This window comes from Pseudomonas sp. Mn2068, assembly GCF_049319725.1.
Classification (GTDB): domain Bacteria; phylum Pseudomonadota; class Gammaproteobacteria; order Pseudomonadales; family Pseudomonadaceae; genus Aquipseudomonas; species Aquipseudomonas gingeri.
In genome coordinates, this window is record NZ_JBMOUG010000016.1 from 1 (window position 1) to 18,606 (window position 18,606).

18 protein-coding genes are annotated in these 18,606 nt (G+C 62.5%); 11 read left to right on the forward strand and 7 right to left on the reverse strand.

The window, feature by feature from the left end:
• Window positions 1-148 precede the first annotated feature (148 nt).
• The gene (locus ACL9RJ_RS27150; RefSeq protein WP_042934669.1) at window positions 149-1,018 is read left to right on the forward strand and encodes a carboxylate/amino acid/amine transporter; all 870 of its coding nucleotides are present in this window, start codon (window positions 149-151) and stop codon (window positions 1,016-1,018) included.
• A gap of 168 nt (window positions 1,019-1,186) precedes the next feature.
• Here ACL9RJ_RS27150 and ACL9RJ_RS27155 read toward each other — a convergent pair whose 3' ends face one another.
• Entirely contained in the window at window positions 1,187-2,485 is a 1,299-nt protein-coding gene (locus ACL9RJ_RS27155) for a mechanosensitive ion channel family protein (RefSeq protein ID WP_103033110.1), read from the reverse strand.
• 194 nt (window positions 2,486-2,679) lie between these two features.
• Between ACL9RJ_RS27155 and ACL9RJ_RS27160 the strand changes: the two genes are divergently transcribed.
• The 5 genes from ACL9RJ_RS27160 to ACL9RJ_RS27180 all read left to right on the forward strand — a co-directional run bounded on the left by ACL9RJ_RS27160 (window position 2,680) and on the right by ACL9RJ_RS27180 (window position 8,542).
• Entirely contained in the window at window positions 2,680-4,026 is a 1,347-nt protein-coding gene (locus ACL9RJ_RS27160; protein WP_042934668.1) for a DEAD/DEAH box helicase, read from the forward strand.
• A gap of 219 nt (window positions 4,027-4,245) precedes the next feature.
• On the forward strand, window positions 4,246-5,373 hold the full coding sequence (locus ACL9RJ_RS27165; protein WP_017124519.1) for a hypothetical protein: 1,128 nt from the start codon (window positions 4,246-4,248) through the stop codon (window positions 5,371-5,373).
• A 1-nt stretch (window position 5,374) separates the two neighbouring features.
• Complete coding sequence (locus ACL9RJ_RS27170; RefSeq protein ID WP_017124518.1) at window positions 5,375-6,619, forward strand: DUF6384 family protein; 1,245 nt, start codon at window positions 5,375-5,377, stop codon at window positions 6,617-6,619.
• Window positions 6,616-7,971, forward strand: coding sequence for a hypothetical protein (locus ACL9RJ_RS27175; protein ID WP_422765851.1), 1,356 nt, complete (start codon window positions 6,616-6,618; stop codon window positions 7,969-7,971). Before ACL9RJ_RS27170 ends, ACL9RJ_RS27175 begins: the two co-directional genes overlap by 4 nt.
• Window positions 7,972-8,149: 178 nt before the next feature.
• The gene (locus tag ACL9RJ_RS27180) at window positions 8,150-8,542 is read left to right on the forward strand and encodes a transcriptional regulator (RefSeq protein ID WP_422765852.1); all 393 of its coding nucleotides are present in this window, start codon (window positions 8,150-8,152) and stop codon (window positions 8,540-8,542) included.
• A gap of 45 nt (window positions 8,543-8,587) precedes the next feature.
• On the opposite strand, the gene ACL9RJ_RS27185 is transcribed toward ACL9RJ_RS27180, so the two are convergent.
• Both ACL9RJ_RS27185 and ACL9RJ_RS27190 read right to left on the reverse strand, forming a co-directional pair.
• Window positions 8,588-9,448, reverse strand: coding sequence for a DUF6279 family lipoprotein (locus ACL9RJ_RS27185; RefSeq protein ID WP_422765853.1), 861 nt, complete (start codon window positions 9,446-9,448; stop codon window positions 8,588-8,590).
• Between the two features lie 166 nt (window positions 9,449-9,614).
• Window positions 9,615-9,803: a hypothetical protein gene (locus ACL9RJ_RS27190; protein ID WP_176987101.1), complete on the reverse strand. Its 189-nt coding sequence runs from the start codon at window positions 9,801-9,803 to the stop codon at window positions 9,615-9,617.
• Window positions 9,804-10,151: 348 nt separating this feature from the next.
• Here ACL9RJ_RS27190 and ACL9RJ_RS27195 point away from each other — a divergent pair, with 348 nt between their 5' ends.
• The 3 genes from ACL9RJ_RS27195 (at window position 10,152) to ACL9RJ_RS27205 (ending at window position 12,539) form a co-directional block, all read left to right on the forward strand.
• Window positions 10,152-10,988 carry a CvfB family protein gene (locus ACL9RJ_RS27195; RefSeq protein ID WP_017124513.1) on the forward strand — a complete coding sequence of 279 codons (837 nt, stop codon included), beginning with the start codon at window positions 10,152-10,154 and terminating at the stop codon, window positions 10,986-10,988.
• 23 nt (window positions 10,989-11,011) lie between these two features.
• The gene (locus tag ACL9RJ_RS27200) at window positions 11,012-11,416 is read left to right on the forward strand and encodes a DUF2177 family protein (protein WP_377652638.1); all 405 of its coding nucleotides are present in this window, start codon (window positions 11,012-11,014) and stop codon (window positions 11,414-11,416) included.
• A gap of 193 nt (window positions 11,417-11,609) precedes the next feature.
• Window positions 11,610-12,539 (forward strand): DMT family transporter, encoded by a 930-nt coding sequence (locus ACL9RJ_RS27205; protein WP_017124511.1) that lies wholly within the window; start codon window positions 11,610-11,612, stop codon window positions 12,537-12,539.
• On the opposite strand, the gene ACL9RJ_RS27210 is transcribed toward ACL9RJ_RS27205, so the two are convergent.
• Window positions 12,487-13,668, reverse strand: a complete 1,182-nt coding sequence (locus ACL9RJ_RS27210; RefSeq protein WP_017124510.1) for an MFS transporter — start codon at window positions 13,666-13,668, stop codon at window positions 12,487-12,489. The genes ACL9RJ_RS27205 and ACL9RJ_RS27210 overlap by 53 nt on opposite strands.
• Before the next feature lie 105 nt (window positions 13,669-13,773).
• Between ACL9RJ_RS27210 and ptrR the strand changes: the two genes are divergently transcribed.
• Together ptrR and ACL9RJ_RS27220 are read left to right on the forward strand one after the other, a co-directional pair.
• Complete coding sequence (gene ptrR, locus ACL9RJ_RS27215; RefSeq protein WP_042934666.1) at window positions 13,774-14,676, forward strand: putrescine utilization regulator PtrR; 903 nt, start codon at window positions 13,774-13,776, stop codon at window positions 14,674-14,676.
• A 125-nt stretch (window positions 14,677-14,801) separates the two neighbouring features.
• Window positions 14,802-14,927 carry a PA1414 family protein gene (locus tag ACL9RJ_RS27220; RefSeq protein WP_017124508.1) on the forward strand — a complete coding sequence of 42 codons (126 nt, stop codon included), beginning with the start codon at window positions 14,802-14,804 and terminating at the stop codon, window positions 14,925-14,927.
• Between the two features lie 89 nt (window positions 14,928-15,016).
• Here the strand turns inward: ACL9RJ_RS27220 and ACL9RJ_RS27225 are convergent, their stop codons facing one another.
• From ACL9RJ_RS27225 to ACL9RJ_RS27235, 3 genes are all read right to left on the reverse strand, one after another.
• Complete coding sequence (locus ACL9RJ_RS27225; RefSeq protein ID WP_017124507.1) at window positions 15,017-15,259, reverse strand: acyl carrier protein; 243 nt, start codon at window positions 15,257-15,259, stop codon at window positions 15,017-15,019.
• Window positions 15,260-15,527: 268 nt separating this feature from the next.
• Window positions 15,528-16,907, reverse strand: coding sequence for a sodium:solute symporter (locus ACL9RJ_RS27230; protein ID WP_017124506.1), 1,380 nt, complete (start codon window positions 16,905-16,907; stop codon window positions 15,528-15,530).
• A 151-nt stretch (window positions 16,908-17,058) separates the two neighbouring features.
• Entirely contained in the window at window positions 17,059-18,570 is a 1,512-nt protein-coding gene (locus ACL9RJ_RS27235) for a purine-cytosine permease family protein (RefSeq protein ID WP_422765854.1), read from the reverse strand.
• Window positions 18,571-18,606 lie beyond the last annotated feature (36 nt).

Here is an 18,606-nt window from a genome sequence, read left to right on the forward strand (position 1 = left end):
TTTTTCTTCCCTTTTTCTGTTTCGTTTTTTTTTGCTTGGTGGGGGTGGGTCTTCACGGGAGTTTGTCACCCCCCCCCTTCCCCTCTCCCCCCCCCCCCCCGCTCCCACACAGGATGTCGGCATACCGCACAACATGGGTGAGGCATTCATGGGTTATCTGCTTTTCGTCACGCTGATCCAGGCGTTTTCCTTCAGCCTGATCGGCGAATACCTCGCCGGTCACGTCGACAGCTACTTCGCCGTGCTGGTGCGGGTGTTGCTGGCCGGCCTGGTGTTCATCCCGCTGACCCGCTGGCGCCAGGTAGAGCCGGCGTTCATGCGCGGCATGCTGCTGATCGGCGCCTTGCAGTTCGGCGTGACCTACGTCTGCCTGTACCTGAGCTTCCGCGTGCTGACGGTGCCGGAGGTGTTGCTGTTCACCATCCTCACGCCCTTGCACGTGACCCTGATCGAAGATGCCCTGAACCGGCGCTTCAACCCCTGGGCCCTGGTCGCGGCGCTGGTGGCCGTGGGCGGCGCGGCGGTGATCCGCTATGACCGGATCAACCCGGACTTCTTCATGGGCTTTTTGCTGTTGCAACTGGCCAACTTCACCTATGCCGCCGGCCAGGTGCTCTACAAACACCTGGTGGCGCGTCATCCCAGCGACCTGCCGCACTACCGCCGTTTCGGCTATTTCTACCTGGGTGCGCTGGCGGTGGCGTTGCCGGCCTTCCTGCTGTTCGGCAAGGCCAACTACCTGCCGGAAGCACCGCTGCAATGGGCTGTGCTGGTGTTCCTCGGACTGGTCAGCACCGCGCTGGGCCTGTACTGGTGGAACAAGGGCGCCTGCCTGGTCAACGGCGGCACCCTGGCGGTGATGAACAACCTGCATGTGCCGGTGGGGCTGCTGATCAACCTGCTGATCTGGAACCAGCATGAGGACCTGGGGCGGTTGTTCCTGGGCGGTGGGGTGATTCTGGCGGCGGTGTGGATCAGTCGGCTGGGTGTTCGCCGTACTGGCGTTTATCGCGGATAACCGTGGCGCCGGATTGTCGGAAGCCACGAGTTTTCCGATGCACACAAGGCATGTGCCCGACCGCATTCCTGTGGGAGCCGGGCTGCTTGAGAGGGTTGAACCGGTCAGCCCTCATCCATAAGTGTCGCGATGCCGGCGCAAGGAACGCTATCGCCAGCAAGCCGGCTCCTACAGGGCACGGTGTTCCGGGCCTGGAATATGGCTGGCGCCCAGCAAGGCCGGCAACATCCCTGAGCGCAAGTCGCCGCCGCTCGGCTGCTGGTACAGGCTCAAGCCAAACTCCGGCAGCACCGCCAGCAGATAATCGAAGATATCGCCCTGGATCCGTTCGTAGTCGGCCCAGGCGGTGGTGCGGGTGAAGCAGTAGATTTCCAGGGGCACGCCCTGGGCCGTGGTCTGCATCTGGCGGACCATGCAGGTCATGTTGGCCTGGATCTCCGGATGGCTTTTCAGGTAGGCCAGGGCATAGGCGCGGAAGGTGCCGAGGTTGGTCATGCGCCGGCGGTTGGCCGACATCGCCGCGACATTGCCCTGGGCCTCGTTCCAGCTTTTCAGCTCGGCCTGCTTGCGGCCGATGTAGTCGGTCAGCAGGCGGACCTGGCTCAGGCGCTGTTCTTCCTCGTCATGCAAAAAGCGCACGCCGCTGGCATCGATGAACAGGCTGCGCTTGATCCGCCGTCCGCCGGACTGCTGCATGCCGCGCCAGTTGCGGAAGGATTCGGACATCAAGCGCCAGGTCGGGATCGAGACGATGGTCTTGTCGAAATTCTGCACCTTGACCGTGTGCAGGGTGATGTCCACCACATCGCCGTCGGCGCCGACCTGGGGCATCTCGATCCAGTCGCCGACCCGCAGCATGTCGTTGCTGGTCAGTTGCACGCTGGCGACGAACGACAGCAGGGTGTCCTTGTAGACCAACAGGATCACCGCCGACATGGCGCCAAGACCCGACAGCAGCAACAGCGGCGAGCGGTCGATCAGGGTGGCGACGATGACGATGGCGCCGAGCACGAACAGCCCCATTTTCGCCAGTTGCACGTAGCCCTTGATCGAGCGGGTCCGCGCGTGTTCGGTCCGTGCATAGATATCCAGCAGGGCGTTGAGCAGGGCGCTCAGGGCCAGGACCAGGAACAGCAGGGTGACGGCCAGCGCCGCGTTGCCGAGGAACAGCAGGGCGGTCTTGCTCAGTTCCGGCACCAGGTACAGGCCGAACTGGATCACCAGCGACGGCGTCATCTGGGCCAGGCGATGGAACACCTTGTTCTGGTGCAGGTCATTGAGCCAGTGCATCGCCGGCTGGCGCCCGAGCAGTTTGGTCGCGTGCAGGATCAGGTAGCGTGCCACTCGTCCGAGCAGCAGCGCCACCACCAGCAGGAACACCAGGCCCAGGCCGGTGTGCAGCAGGGGATGTCGGTCGAGGGCGCCCCAGAGGTCCTGGGCATTGAGCCAGAGCTGTTTCATATCCATGGGAAAAGAGGAATCTTCTGAAGGAAATAACGAATCGATTAGAGCATTTAAGCCTGCGGATGTGACGGTTGAAGACAAACCTGCTCACAAAAACGTCACTGTTTGTGGCTCAAAGTGCAAAGAAACTCGGCCTCGGCGCTCGAAACCGTTACCCTATGCAGCTGAATATTTTGCATTTCTTCGAGGTAGCACCCGTGTTTTCCCAATTCGCCCTGCACGAACGCCTGCTCAAAGCCGTGGCCGAGCTTAAATTTGTCGAGCCAACGCCCGTGCAGGCAGCGGCCATTCCGCTCGCGCTCGAAGGGCGTGACCTGCGGGTGACGGCGCAAACCGGCAGCGGCAAGACCGCCGCCTTCGTCCTGCCGATCCTCAACCGCCTGATCGGCCCGGCCAAGGTGCGTGTCAGCATCAAGACCCTGATCCTGCTGCCGACCCGCGAGCTGGCCCAGCAGACCCTCAAGGAAGTCGAGCGCTTCTCCCAGTTCACCTTCATCAAGTCCGGCCTGATCACCGGCGGCGAGGATTTCAAGGTCCAGGCCGCCATGCTGCGCAAGGTCCCGGATATCCTGATCGGTACCCCGGGGCGGATGATCGAGCAACTGAACGCCGGCAACCTCGACCTCAAGGAAGTCGAAGTGCTGGTGCTCGACGAAGCCGACCGCATGCTCGACATGGGCTTTGCCGAAGATGTGCAGCGCCTGGTGGACGAATGCCCGAACCGCCAGCAGACCATGCTGTTCTCCGCGACCACCGGCGGTTCCGGCCTGCGCGAGATGATCGCCAAGGTCCTGAACAACCCCGAGCACCTGCAGCTCAACGCGGTCAGCCAGCTGAACGACACCACTCGCCAGCAGATCATCACCGCCGACCACAACCAGCACAAAGAACAGATCGTCAACTGGTTGCTGGCCAACGAGACCTACCAGAAGGCCATTGTCTTCACCAACACCCGGGCCATGGCCGACCGTATCTACGGTCGCCTGGTCGCCCAGGAATACAAGGCGTTCGTCCTGCACGGCGAGAAGGACCAGAAGGACCGCAAGCTGGCCATCGACCGCCTGAAGCAGGGCGGGGTGAAGATCCTCGTGGCCACCGACGTCGCCGCCCGTGGCCTGGATGTGGAAGGCCTGGACCTGGTGATCAACTTCGATATGCCGCGCAGCGGCGACGAATATGTCCACCGCATCGGCCGCACCGGGCGTGCCGGTAACGACGGCCTGGCGATCTCGCTGATCTGCCACGGTGACTGGAACCTGATGTCGAGCATCGAGCGCTACCTCAAGCAGAGCTTCGAGCGCCGCACCATCAAGGAAGTCAAAGGCACCTACAGCGGACCGAAGAAGGTCAAGGCTTCGGGCAAGGCCGTGGGCGTGAAGAAGAAAAAGACCGACGCCAAGGGCGACAAGAAGAAGTCGTCGGCCAAGGCACCGACCAAGCGCAAGATCGCCAACCGGCCGAAGACCGACGCCCTGTCGCTGGTCAGCAAGGACGGCATGGCGCCGCTCAAGCGCCGCAAGCCGGCCGCTCCCGACGCGGAATAACCCGCCGTCGCGTTGTCAGCAGAACCCGGACCCCGTCCGGGTTTTTTATTGCCGCCTGTTGCCCGCGTGGCGATTTCAGTGCTGGCATTCTGATAAAAATCCACTGGCTCGGTAGGCACTTTTCCTACAGTGCTCTGTTACCATTTCGCGCTCACGTCAGCTCGTCAGGGCTAGGGATAAAGGCGTCTTGCCTCAGGGCGCCGCATAGGGAACAGGCTCATGAACTACCTCGAACGCTCCATGTCCGCGCTGCGCTCCATCGGCATCACTTTCCCTGACCAGAACGCTCCGGTGCTGGCGCTGCTGGACAAGGTGTCGGTGTATGACGCCAACCGTGTCACCAATATCGCCGCCACCCTGCAACAATCCACGGTGTTCAACGCCGCGGTCCGCGACAAGCTGCAGGGCATGGACATCAGTACCCGTTACGCCGATATCGCCACCAGCTTCGATTCGATCCAGTCCGATGCCAAGCAGATGATGGAGTGGATGGCCGATGGCAAGCTGCAATTTTCCGAGCGCATCCGCCTGGGCTGGATGAACATGCGCCGGGGGTCGATCCCGGACCGGTTCGAGGATATCCGCAAGAACTACCTGGACGTCGCCAAGTCGGCGAACGAGCAGATCCGCCTGGAAACCCTGATCCTGGAGGCCTATCAGGATTATCGCCTGGCCATGAAGACTGCCGAGGTCGACGCCAGCGAGGTGCAGAAGATCGCCCAGGCGAAGATGGACGCCGGGCGCAAGGCCCTCGCCGATGCCGGTGCGGCCCTGGAGCCCGCCGAGATTGAGGCGTCGGAGCGGGTCAAGCTGGAGCTGGCCCGGGATGTCGCCCTGCGTGACCTGCAGGACGAGGACAAGCGCTTTCAGATAATCACCGACATCGCCGAGCAGCTCAAGACTGCCTACAACGCGGCGGAACTGGTGTTCGCGCGCCTGAGCCAGTACCACTCGGTGAAGGAACGGCTGTACCAGCGTGCCGTCAGTTTCTTCGCCACCAACGAGATCGTGCTGACCGGCCTGGCGGCGGGCTTTACCTCGTCCGGTGGGCTGGCGGAAGTCACCAGCACCCTGAATGCGATGAACGACGGCATCAACTCCAGCCTCGAAATCCAGGCCAGGGTCGGTGGCGACCAGTTGAACGCGGCACTCAAGGCCGGTTACGGCGGGACCTTGAAAGCCAGTTCGGTCAAGGCCCTGGCCGATGCCGTGGTGGAGTTCCAGGCCAGCAGCCTGAACCTGATCCAGGAACTGCGCAAGGAGTCCTCAGCGGCGGCGGCCGAGATCGAGTCGATCACCGAGGACAGCAAGCGTCGCTTCACCGCACTCCTGCAAAAAGGAGTCTGAGGTGAGCAACGTCTCTCTCACCGACCAGATGGGGGCCATGGCCCTGGTCGACGAGTTGCGCTACAGCCAGGCCGAGATCCAGAAGCACCTGGATCTTCCCGGCCATCGCCGGCAGGTGGCCGAGCGTATCCGCGAGTTCTACCGCTCGAAAGGAGTGGAGGTCGACGATGCCCTGGTCGAGGAAGGTGTCCGCAACTTTTTCGCCAGTCGTCTGATCTATCAGGCGCCGACGATCGGTCCGGTAAGCCGGCGGCTGGCGCGGGTCTATATTGGCCGTGATCGCTGGCTGCGACCGACGATTTTTGTCCTGGCGGCGTTCATGGTCGTGCTGGTCATTGGCAATCCGGTTTCGAATTTCTTCGGCAGGATCTCACGCGAGGGCTCCCAGATGGGCCTGGACAAGGCTCGCGAGCAGGTCGTGAGCCATGCCGGCCAGGTTGAGCAACTGGATAAACGTGTCGCCACGCTGAAAGCCGACCCGTTGCTGGCCAACGCTCCGGCTGCGCAGCGGCTGCTTGAGCAGGCACGGTTGGCACTGGACAAGTCCCGTTCACTGAAGCTGCCCGCGTTACCCGAGCATTTCAGCAACGAGACCCGCGATGCCGAATACAAGCTCAAGAACACGGTGACCGAGCTTCTCGACAAGGATAACGCCGACCTGCAGGCGCTGACGGGGAAGCTGGATACACTGACCGCCCAGGCGATCGCCACCCGGCCGTTGCTCAAGCAATTGCAGGATGCCCGCGACAGCGTGCGCGGGATGGGCTTGAACAGCGCGGACAGCGAGCAGTTCCAGCCGTTGTTCGCCAGGGCCGAGCAGGCCATCAGGGTGCTGGATGCGCCAGCCGCCGAGCAGGCGTTGGCGGACGCCGGGCAACTGCGGGACGTGGCGGCGACGCCATTGACCCTGGAGGTGGTGAGCCGGGCCGGTGAAAAATCGCTGGTCGAACGCAACTATGATCCCAACGGCAGTAAGACCTGGTACCTGCTGACCGAGGCGACGGATGCGGCCGGCAACGTGGTTGCGGTGCCGATCACCAGTGTCGAGAGCGGCGAACGGCGTTATGCGGCGGTTTTTGGCGTGCGGGTCAATCAGGCCACCTACCAGGCGGTCCGCAAAGACAAGGAACAGGACGGTCATGTCGATGATCGGCTGGTGGGCAGGAAGGCGGCCAACTCGCTGTCCTTCAAGTTCCTCAAGGGACCCGTCAAGGGCAAGGCTGACTACATCCTGGAGTGGCAATGAACGCGAGCAGCATGATGGCATCGCTGAGTGAGAACTCCCGGCGATACGAATACGAACTGCGCAAGCTCCAGCTGGAACTGTCCAATGCCCACGAGCAGGAGCTGCGCCTGCAACAGACGATGAGCACCGTCTTTCCGCAGTTGGCCAGTCATCAGTTGAGCGGTGGTGCCACCGTGTCCGTCGAGGTCCAGCGCCTGCTGGAGCAGCGCACCCAGGCCGAGGCGGAGTTGCGCCAGAGCCTGGCCCGGACGGAAGCGGCGATTGCCCTGCAAGTGCAGGCGGTAGCAGGTGTTGTCGATGAGCTCGAAGGTCTGGCCGCAGGTCTCGAACAACAGCTTGAGCAGGATCCGCTGTACCGGCAGCAGGCTGCCCTGCTGAATGAGTCCCTCGCCCGCTGTGCCGAGGCGGACACGTCCTACAAGGAACTGCGGGCCGAATGCCGGGCCAAGCTGCCAGCCTTCCAGGTAGATCCGTTTTACCTCTATCTCAAGGGCCGCGGCTTCGGCACCGATCATTATTCTGGCCGGGCGCCCTGGCGCAGCCTGGACCGCTGGCTGGCGCGCCTGTGCAATTTCACCGAGAACCAGGCGTCCGAGCGGACGCTGCTGGCCATGCAGGAGGCCAATGAAGCGGCCAGCTGGCAGCGTGACGCCAATCGCGGCATCCATGAAGCCGAGGTCGAGCGGCTGCGTCATGCGGTTGTCTCCGGCAGCGATATGTCGGCGATGCAGGTACGGCGGCAGCAGGCGCAACAGGCCGTGGACGCGGGCAAGGCGCAGGCCAACGCGATTCATGAGCGCCTGCAACCCTTTGTCACTCGCCAGGACAGCTATTTCGTCAAGGCCTCCGAGTTGCTGGCGCAGCAACTGGCCGATATGAGCCACGTGACCCTGGAGCGCCTGGCCGGGCAGACCACCGGCCTGGAAGATGACGAGCTGGTGCTGCGGATACGCGATCTGCGCACCGAGCTGGATGAGCTGCGACTGCGCGTACCGTTGCTGGAGATGAAGTGCCGCGACGCCACCAGCGACTATGAGCGCGCCAAGCAACTGGAGCGCGAGTTGCAGTCGGGCGAACATATCAGTGCCCGCTACGAGTATTCCGACAAGATCGATCTGCAAGCGTTGATGGTCGGTTTCATGGGCGGTGGCTTGTCCATGGGGCAGGTGGCGGATCAGGTGGACAGCTTGCGCAAGGCGGCCAAGGTGGTCTCCAGTTCATCGAGCAGTACCCATGCGAGTTTCAGTTGGAGCAGCAGTTCGGAGGGCTCGTCGAGCAAATCCAGTTCCAGCATCTCGTTCAGTTCCTCCCGGTCCACCGGAAGTGGTTTCTCCACCAGCGACAGCCTCTAGCGGGGCCAGGACGACGAATCACGGGGCAGCGCAGGCTGCCCCGTGTCGTTTGCGGCAATTGGTGTTGTTCCGCCCAACGGTCGGTGTCGGTGTGCAATCGGGCTGAACGGCGGCCGCTGCGGCCGGTCACTACTGATAAGGGAGATTTTTCCTTTCAACGGTTGGAGGTTGCATCAGGATGACGACTTATAACTGGGAGCTGATCGAACGTCTGCTCCACGAAGTGCAAAACGGTGCGGGCCAAAGCTTCGCGCCACGGGCCTATGCCGAGGAGCATGCCGCCACCCAGGCCGCCGAAGGCGAGCATCCGGGTAACCTGGATACCCTGAAAGCCCTGGCGGCGGACTATGAGCGGCTGTTGCTGAAGAACGGCTTTATCGAGTCGCGGCCGGAAGAAGAGGGTGGCAATGGCGAGAACTTTGTCCTGACGCCCCGTGGCTCCAGCCTGCTCAGCCTGATCGACAGCAGCATTCCCGGCAATGACCATCCGCGCCAGGTGCTGGATGAACAGCCGGATGCACTGGACCCGCTGGTGTTCGACGAAGTGGCGTCCAGGGCGCAGATTGCCTGATCGCACTTTGATCGCTCCCGCGCGGCGCGTGGGAGCGATCATGTCTCAAGCCGCCTTCAGGCACTTCAGTTCGCTGAAGTCGCGGCGCAGGTCGGCGATTCTTTTCAGCAACTGATTACGCTGGGCGGGCGTACTCTCGGCCATCAGGTCCACCAGCAGGCTGCGGGCGGCCTGCTCGGTGCGTGCGTAGGCCTGGCGGTATTCGGCGGTCCACAGGCTGTCCCGATGTTGCAACAGCTGCTCGATGCGCCGGGGAAAGTCGGGGCTCTGCCGGGCGGCGACCGCGGCGCTCAGTTGTGCCTGCCAGTGCGCGCGGTTGGCGATCCACAGGCGGTTCTGCTCGCCGAGTTCGGTTGACCACTCGATCACCCGTTGCTGTTGCTCCAGGCTCAGCGGACCGAGCCAGGCCTTCAGGCGCTTGCTCATCCGCTCCGCGCGCTGGCGCATCTGTTCATCCAGGGGCAGGGCGACATACTCGGCCTGACGTTCGCGCTGTTCCCTGGCGAACGCATCGTTCATCTCGGCGACTTGCCGATCATCCAGGCCCTGGAGCAGTTCGACCGCTGACGGCGTGATTTCCCGGGCGACCTGGGCAATCGCCGCCTTGGCCTCAACGGTTCGTGCCTGCAGCTCGCTATCGTTGACCTGGCCGTTTTCGACCATGCGCTGCAAGCGGTCGAGCCACTCCAGATAGCCAGGCAATTGCGTGGTGCAATGCCATTGCAGGTGTTCCTTCAGGCGTTCGTTGAACCAGCCCTTCTGCTCGCGGTTCATGTCCACGTAGTCGCCGAGGGTCCAGGGGATGATCACATCCAGATTGCGATAGGCGACGCCGACCCGGGTGCAGGCAGCCAGCGCCAGGCCCAGTATCAGGCAGCAGAACAGGAAAAGGGATCGACGCGACATGAGCGAATCCTTGCGAGGGCGTTTTCCCATAGAACGCCTTGTGGCCTGGCGGTTCAATACAAAGATGCGATCAGTGTCGGGGGAGGTCGCTTCAGCCCTAGCGCCTTGAGGATCAAAGCGCATAGCGGCCAAGGTGTCGCGAGGGGGAAAAGCTTCGAGGCGTGACTTACTTCTTGCCGAGGGTGATCTGTTTCGACGGGCCGAAAGTCTGGCCGCTGACGCCTTTGGCAATTTGCTGGATCTCGCCGCCGGATTTCAGGAAAGCAGCAATTTGCTCGTTGATCGAGTCGCTGGTCTCAACGGCTGGGGCTGGCTTTGCTTTGCTGTTGGATGCTTTTACGCGCATGGCGGCCATTAACCTGTAGATATTAACTGGATCGACCATCATACCTGAAAAGCTTGACAATAGCTTGGTAAATATCCTCCTGAAATACGCGGCGATATTATCCGCGCAATCTTCAAGTTGAACTCATTATTGTCCCCTAAGCCGCTGTTTTAATTCGTAACCTAGGCCCTCGGATTTTCCCGATGCGCCTGGTTTTTCCGTCCGGCTCGGGTCGCGGCCTGACGAGCGGTGCCATGATCTGCCGCGCAGGCCTTGAAAAACCGCGATTGCCGGGGAATTTCCCGGGGTGGGCGAGGGCCATGAAACAGCACCGCCAAACTCGGGTAGAATGGCGCCCACGCAATGAGGGTATTGGAAATGGCTTTAGTCGGGCGTTACAACAGCTTGCAAGTGGTTAAGCACACTAACTTCGGTTTGTACCTGGACGGTGCGCAGGATGGCGAAATTCTTTTGCCCAACCGTTATATCCCCAAGGATATTCCCAGTGAAGATGAAGACTGGCTGAATGTTTTCATTTATCTGGACAGCGCTGACAAGTTAATTGCCACCACTGAAACACCGAAAGTTCAGGTCGGTGAATTCGCCAGTCTCAAAGTCAAGGAAGTCAACAGCATCGGCGTGTTCCTCGACTGGGGACTGCCCAAGGACCTGCTGCTGCCGTATTCCGAGGAAAAGCGCCAGTTGAGCGCCGGCGAGTACTGCGTGGTGCATGTCTATCTCGACAAGCACACCCGCCGCATCACCGCCACCGCGCGCCTGGATCGTTACCTGGACAAGACGCCGGCCAACTACAAGGTTGGCGAGGAAGTCGACCTGCTGGTGGCCGAAGCAACCGACATGGGTTTCAAGGCCATTATCAACAACAAGCACTGGGGCCTGATTCACAAGAACGAAGTGTTCAAGTTCCTGCGTGCCGGCAAACAGGAAAAAGGCTTTATCAAGGAGATCCGTGCCGACGGCAAGATCAGCCTGAGCCTGCAACCGGTCGGCGAAGAAGCCGCCGGCAGCCTGAACTCGAAGATCCTCGCCAGGTTGCGCGAGAACAACGGTGTCCTGCCTGTTAGTGACAAGAGCGATCCGACCGTGATCAGCGGTCTGTTCGGAGTCAGCAAGGGCAACTTCAAGAAGGCCATCGGCGCCCTGTACAAACAGGGCCAGATCGTTATTCACGCCGACCGCATCGAGTTGAGCTGAATCCCATGCCGGGAGCGCCTTCGATCATGAGAAAAGCCTTGCTGGCCTACCTGGCCATGCTGCTGGCCTTTCTCGTGCTCGACGGGCTCTGGCTCGGGGTGCTGATGGGCTCCACCTACAGGAGCCTGCTCGGTCCACTGATGCTGGAGCAACCGCGCTGGGTGCCGGCGATCCTGTTTTACCTGCTGTATGGCGTGGGCATGCTGGTGTTGGTCGTGCTACCGGCGGCGGCTTCGCGCAGCAGCCGTCGCGCCGCGGGCCTCGGAGCCCTGCTGGGGTTGGTGGCCTACGGGACCTACGATTTGAGCAACTGGGCAACATTGCAGGCCTGGTCGGGTCAGTTGGCACTCATGGACCTGGCCTGGGGGACTCTGGTGAGTTGCCTGGTCAGCCTGGTGGGGTACTGGCGGATGCGGTCCGGGGCCTGATCCGTTTCCCGGCACTTGACGACGCTCCCGGATATCCTCGAGTCTTTTTCCACGGTTTTTTTCTGACCGATGGGTAAAAACTGCCTGTAGGATTCGCTCACCTGATTATCAACCCTTGCACACGTATGCCAGGGGGCCTTGCCTTCTCTTTTGCGGAAACTGCCATGTCTTTGTTTTCTTGCCCGGGGTGCCCATGAGCACCTCGCGGCGTAACGCCGATCGTTTTGCCATCCAGGTGATGCTCGGGCTGTGCCTGATCTGGGGCATCCAGCAAGTGGTGATCAAGTGGGCCGCGGCGGATATCGCCCCGGTCATGCAGGCGGCCGGGCGCTCCGGGATCTCGGCGCTGCTGGTGGGCCTGCTGATGTGCTGGAAGGGCGGCTGGAGCCATATCGGTGCGACGTGGCGCGGCGGCCTGCTGGCGGGAGCGCTGTTCGGCCTGGAATTCCTGTTTATCTCCGAAGGCCTGCAACGGACCTCGGCCGCGCATATGTCGGTGTTTCTCTACACCGCGCCGATCTTTACCGCCCTGGGGGTGAACTGGCTGTTGCCCAGCGAACGCCTGAAGCCCTTGCAATGGCTGGGGATCGGCCTGGCCTTTGTCGGTATCGTCTTCGCGTTTGCCGGCGGGGTATCGTTCTCCGACATGGACAGCAACATGCTCCTGGGCGATGCCCTGGGGGTGCTGGCCGGTGCCGCCTGGGGCGCGACCACCGTGGTGGTGCGCGCGTCACGGTTGTCGGAAGCACCAGTGACACTGACGCTGTTCTACCAGTTGATCGTCGGTTTCGTCGGGCTGCTGGCGATTGCCGCCGTCTCCGGCCAGATCGGTCATGTCAGCCTCACCGCCGTTGCCGTCGGCAGCGTGCTGTTCCAGGGCCTGGTGGTGTCGTTCTTCAGCTACCTGGTGTGGTTCTGGCTGCTGCAACGCTACCTGGCGTCGAACCTGGCGGTATTTTCCTTCATGACGCCGATGTTCGGCGTGACCTTCGGGGTCGTCCTGCTCGGCGACCCCTTGAGCTTCAACTTTGTCATCGGCGCGGTGCTGGTGCTGCTGGGAATCACCCTGGTCAGTGCCGAGCAGTGGATACGCCGTCGTTTGCGTAAGGCACTGGGACAGTAACCGGCCGCAGCGAAACCAGTCCGGCGATCACCAGGCCGCTGCCAGCGACCATCAGCGCCGGCTGCAGGCCGCCGCTCCAATGGCTGCTCAGGGCGGCCAGCAGCGGGCCACTGAGCTGGCCGACGGAGAAGCAGACGGTCAGCAGGCCGGCATTGCGCTGGGTTGTGTGCGGTGCCAGTTCCCGCGAGCGCTGCATCACCAGTTGCATGCAGGCGAGGAACGGCGCACCGCAGAGAATCACCCCCAGCACCAGTCCCAGTCCGCTGGACAACAGGCAGGCGAAGACACCGGCGGCTTGCAGCCACAGCGTCGCCATCAGCCAGTGACGGGTGACCCGGGGATTGTGCCGGCGCAGACTGACCAGCAGGACCCCCAGGGCGGCGGCAAGGCCGAAGCAGGGCCAGAACAGGTCGGCCTGCCATTCGCCGTGGAAACGGGCGCTGGCCATCTGCGAAAGAAAGGTCGCCGGGATGATGTAGCCCAGCCCGTACAGGAAGTAGACCAGGCACAGATGACCGATGCTGCCGCCCGCCGAGGCATTGGCGATATGCACCGCCGTGGCGGGCGTTGCCGTCGAGTGCGGGAGAAACGGCAGGATCATCAGCAGCAGCAACAGGCCGGCGATGGCATACACCAGCCACAAGGTGGATGAAGTCTGCCCCAGCAGATTGGAGCCCATGGCCAGCAGGCCGGTGAGCACGATGCCCAGGCCGGGCCCGGCGAACACCAGCGCCCCCAGGCGATGCCGGCCGCTGCTGGCCGCCAGCGGTTGGCTCAGGCTGGTAATCATCACCACCACCCAGGCACTGGCGATCCCGGCGCCGAAGCGCAATGCCAGGTGCGACCAGAAACCATGGGCCCAGAACGACGCCAGGGTCAGCAGCACGCACAGCCACAGGCCACCGAGCAGGCGCTGGCGGATCTGTTCCGGCCGCCGGGCAAACATCGCATCCGCGGCACCCAGCAGATAGCCCAGGTAGTTCGCGGCGGCGATCAGGCCACCGGCGGTCAGATCGATCTGGCCTTCGCTGATCAGGTGCGGCAACTGCGGCGTCAGGGAAAAACGGCCGATGCCCATGACCATCATCAGGGCGACGAAACAGGCGACTAAACGAATCAGCGGCGACATGGCGGCAATTCCTGGAGAAGGGACGATTGACCGTCAGGCTAGGACTGATTGACTTTCTTTAAAAATGAATAATATTAAGTAACTTGTTCGTTTTTGGAGAAGATCATGGAGTTCAGTCAACTGCGGATCTTTCAGGCCGTGGCCGAGGAGGGTTCCATCACCCGGGCGGCCGAGCGTTTGCATCGGGTGCCGTCGAACCTGTCGACCCGGCTCAAGCAGCTCGAAGAGCAACTCGGGGTCGAGTTGTTCCTGCGCGAACGCCAGCGTTTGCAGTTGTCTCCGGCGGGCAAGGTCCTGCTGGACTACTGCGCCAAGCTGTTCCTGCTGCATGACGAAGCCCAGGCGGCGGTGCAGGGCGGCCAGCCGGGCGGGGACTTTGTGCTGGGGACCATGTACAGCACCGCGGCGATCCATCTGCCGCCGCTGCTGTCGCGTTATCACCGCGCCTATCCCGCGGTGAACCTGCAGGTGCAGTCGAGCATCAGTTCCGAGCTGTTCGAGGGCGTGCTCAGCGGTCGCCTGGATGCCGCGCTGGTCGACGGCCCGCTGCAACTGGCCGGGCTGGAGGGCATCGCATTGTTCCAGGAATCGCTGGTGATGATTGCCGCCGCCGACCATCCGCCGATACGCACGGCACGGGATATCGAGGGACGGGCGGTATTCACCTTCCGTCCCGGCTGTTCCTACCGTGTTCGCCTGGAGGCCTGGTATGCGCATTATCAGGCGGCGATGGGGCGGGCCATCGAAATCGAGTCCTACCCGGGCATGCTGGCCTGCGTGACCGCCGGTTCCGGTGTGGCGATGATGTCCCGCTCGATGCTGGCCAGCCTGCCGGGGCGCGAGAATGTCTCGGTGCACCCGATGGCCGCACCGTTCGACACCGCCACTACCTGGCTGATGTGGCGCAAAGGCATGAAGGGCGCGAACCTGACGGCCTGGATCGAGATGGAAGAGGAACGCAAGGCGCAGCTGAGTGCCGGGATCGTGACTGTCCGTGCGTCGGCCTGAAGCTTTTTGCCATGATTTGGCGCAATCAACCCCGTGGAAAGGAAGCATTGCGTAGGACTTAGAGCTATGATCTGTGTGAAGCGGCTACAGAACTATGTCGCTCGCATTACCCTGAAGGGGGCTATATGAAAGACAAACTGCAAACCTGGCTCCATGACCTCGGTGTCGCCCTCGGCCTGATCGAGCCACCGCTGCAACCCGTGCCGATTCGCACGGACGACGAACGCCGCCGTCGGCAGCCGCGCCGGTAACGCTTTCATACCGACTCAAGCCCTCCAGCCGTGGTGGTTTCCTTGAGCGCGCGCGTCACCCTGCCGGGCAATGACCCTGCAATCGCGGTTCAGTGCGAGGGCTGGGTCTTTTCGTAGATGAACCGGCTGAGGTCGCCGATGGTGCTGATGCCCCTCAAGTCACGGTTGAGGTCCAGCCGCACATTGAACTGACATTCAAGGTGCTGGAACAGCGCGGCGATATCGAGGGAGTAACTGTCATCCGCCGCCAGGGAGGGATCCCGGGGCCATTTCAACGACAATTGCTGTTCTATGGAATGGCAGATCTGTTGATGAATCTCGAGCCTGTTCATGAATGCCTCGCAGGAAAGTACTTTCTTCTTGTTCGACCCTTTCCCAGGGCATTGCGATGGCTGTCGGAAGGACGACACCAGCGATCCTTGTACCTTGGAACTCATCCGGAACCTGATTCCAGAATACCTTCCCCAAGGCAGTCGCTGATTGCCAGTACAGCACAGGTTTGTTCAGTGTCGGTGACCATTGGTCGGCGCCGAAGCGGCGGCCATGGGAAAAAAAACGGATGCGACAACCGACGTCGCACCCGCTGAAGTAACTGCATTGTCAGATGGCGCTGGCCACTGTCGCCGGACGAGGGGACAGCAGGCTGACCACCACGAAGCTGACCAGGCCGACAGCCAGGCTGTAGTAGATCGGTGTATTCGCGTCGAGCCCGTCGATGATCATGAACACCAGCGCGGTGATGAAGCCCAGGGCCATGCTGGTGATCGCGCCGGCGGTGGTGGCGCGTTTCCAGAAAATGGCACCGATCAGCGGGATCAGCATGCCGCCGACCAGCAGGTTATAGGCCAGGGTCAGTGCACTGATCACATCGCTGACCACCAGGGCGATACCCAGCACCACGATCCCGGTCAGGCAGGTGAACAGGCGGTTGACCGCCAGGCTCGACTGCTTGCCGCCGCGCAGTTTAGGCAACAGGTCTTCGGTCAGTACGGTGGAGGCGGCCAGCAGGCCGGCGCTGGCGGTGGACATCATGGCGGCCAGGGCCGCGGCGATCACCAGGCCACGGATCCCATCGGGCAGCGACAGCTTGACGATGGCGGCGAAGGCGTTGTTGACGTTGTCCAGGTCCGGGATCAGCACATGGGCGGCCATGCCGATCAGGGCGCAGGCCAGGCCGTAGGCGATGCAGTAGATCCCGGCGACGCTGCCGGCGTACTTCGCGACTTTCTCGTCCTTGGCGGTGAACACCCGTTGCCAGATGTCCTGGCCGATCAGGATGCCGAAGAAGTAGATCAGGAAGTAGGTGATGATGGTGTCCCAGCCGATGGTGGTGAAGCTGAAGCTCGCCGCCGGCAGCTTGCTCACCAGTTCGTCCCAGCCGCCGACGCGGTACAGGCAGATCGGCAGCAGGATGAACATCAGGCCAACGGTCTTGATGATGAACTGGACGATATCGGTCAGGGTCAGCGACCACATGCCGCCGATGGTCGAGTAGACCACCACGACACCGCCGCCGAGCAGCACCGAGAGCCAGAACGGCAGGCCAAACAGCACTTGCAGCACGGTGCCGATGGCGAGGATCGAGGTCACGCCGATCATCAGCGCGTAGGCCAGCATGATCACCGCGCTGGCCTGGCGGGCCATGGGGTTGTAGCGCTTTTCCAGCACCTGGGTGACGGTGAAGATCTTCAGCTTGAGCAGCGGCTTGGCGAGGAACAGGTTCAGCGCGATGATGCCGAAGCCCAGGGCCGCGCAGAGCCAGAAACCGGAAATTCCGTGGACATAGCCCAGGCGCACGGTGCCGACGGTGGAGGCACCGCCCAGCACGGTCGCGGCCATGGTGCCCATGTACAGGGTCGGGCCCAGGTTGCGCCCGGCAACCAGGTAGTCTTCGTGGGTCTTGGCCTTGCGCATGCCGTAGTAACCGAGCACGAGCATGCCAGCGGCATAAATGAGTACAACCAGTAAATCCAGGGCCATGACGGCGTGTCTCCGATTATCTTTTTTATGATGGAACAATAAGTAGTGTGAGTGCGTTGGTTGTCGTGGGAGCTGGCTGGCCGGCGATGGCGGCCAGACAGACGGTGCAAGGCTCGGGGTCCTCATCGCCGGCCAGCCGGCTCCCACAAGTTCAGGCCGGCTGGCGCAAGGCCGGTTTCTCCCCTGTGTTCAGGCCTTGGCTGCGGGCATCATCCGGTCCGTAGACCTCCGGCGTTTCCGGGAACAGGCTCAGCAGCGCCAGGTACATCAGCGAGGCCAGCCCGAGGGTGATCGGCAGGCTGATGTCGATGCCATCGGCCAGGTTGCCCAGCGGACCGACGAACTGTCCCGGCAGGTTGACGAAGCACAGGCCGACCAGCGCGCTGGGGATCCAGGCGCCAAGGCCGCGCCAGTTCCAGCCGTGGCTGAACCAGTAGCGCCCGCCGGTTTCGCCGCGGGTGAAGACCTGCAGGTCGTCCGGGCAGTAGTAGCCGCGACGCACCAGCAGGCCGATCAGCATGATCACCATCCAGGGAGTGGTGCAGGTGATGATCAGCACGGCGAAGGTCGACACGCTCTGCACCAGGTTGGCCGCGAAGCGCCCGATGAAGATGAAGGCGATCGACAGTACGCCGATCAGCAGGGTCGCCTTGACCCGCGACAGCAGTCGCGGAAACACGCTGGACATGTCCAGCCCGGTGCCATACAGCGAGGTGGTGCCGGTGGACATGCCGCCGATCACCGCGATCAGGCACACCGGCAGGAAGAACCAGCTCGGCGAGACGGCCAGCAGGCCGCCGACATAGTTGTTCGCGGCGATGTAGTCGGGAGCCTTGATCGCCACGATGGTCGCGGTGGCAAGACCGAACAGGAACGGGATCAGGGTGGCGACCTGTGCGGCGATCACCGCCAGCATGATGCGACCTTTCGGCGTTTCCCGCGGGATGTAGCGCGACCAGTCACCGAGGAACGCGCCGAAGGAGATCGGGTTGCTCATGGCTACCAGCGCGGCACCGATGAAGGCTGCCCAGAAACCCGCCTGGCCGAGGGCCACGGTGCCGGCGAAGTGGCTGTCGAAGGCCGGTGCGAAGGCGAAGATGCCCAACAGGAACAACAGGCTGGCGGCCCACACGGCGATGCGGTTGACCCACAGCATGAAGCGGAAGCCGTAGATGCACACCGTCAGGACCAGGATCGCGAACAGGCCGTAGGCCAGGCCCAGGGTCAGGTCGGTTTCCGGTACATCGATCAGGCGCTTGGCGCCGCCGATCAGCGCGTCACCCGAGCTCCACACCGAGAGCGAGAAGAACGCGATGGCGGTCAGCAGGGACAGGAACGAGCCGACGATCCGTCCGTGCACACCGAAATGCGCGCCGGAGGACACGGCGTTGTTGGTGCCGTTGATCGGCCCGAACAGGCCCATGGGCGCCAGGATCAGCGCGCCGAGAATCACCCCCAGCACAATCGCCCAGACACCGGCCTGGAAGGACAGGCCGAACAGCACCGGGAAGCTGCCGAGTACGGCGGTGGCAAAGGTATTGGCGCCACCGAAGATCAGGCGAAACAGGTCGCTGGGCCGGGCGTCGCGTTCGTGGTCCGGAATCTGCTCGACCCCGTTTGTTTCAATGCTGCTAAGACTTTTTTCATTGTTATTCTTATTCATGATCGCTCCGATCACTGCGGCGCCCCCATCTTCCGC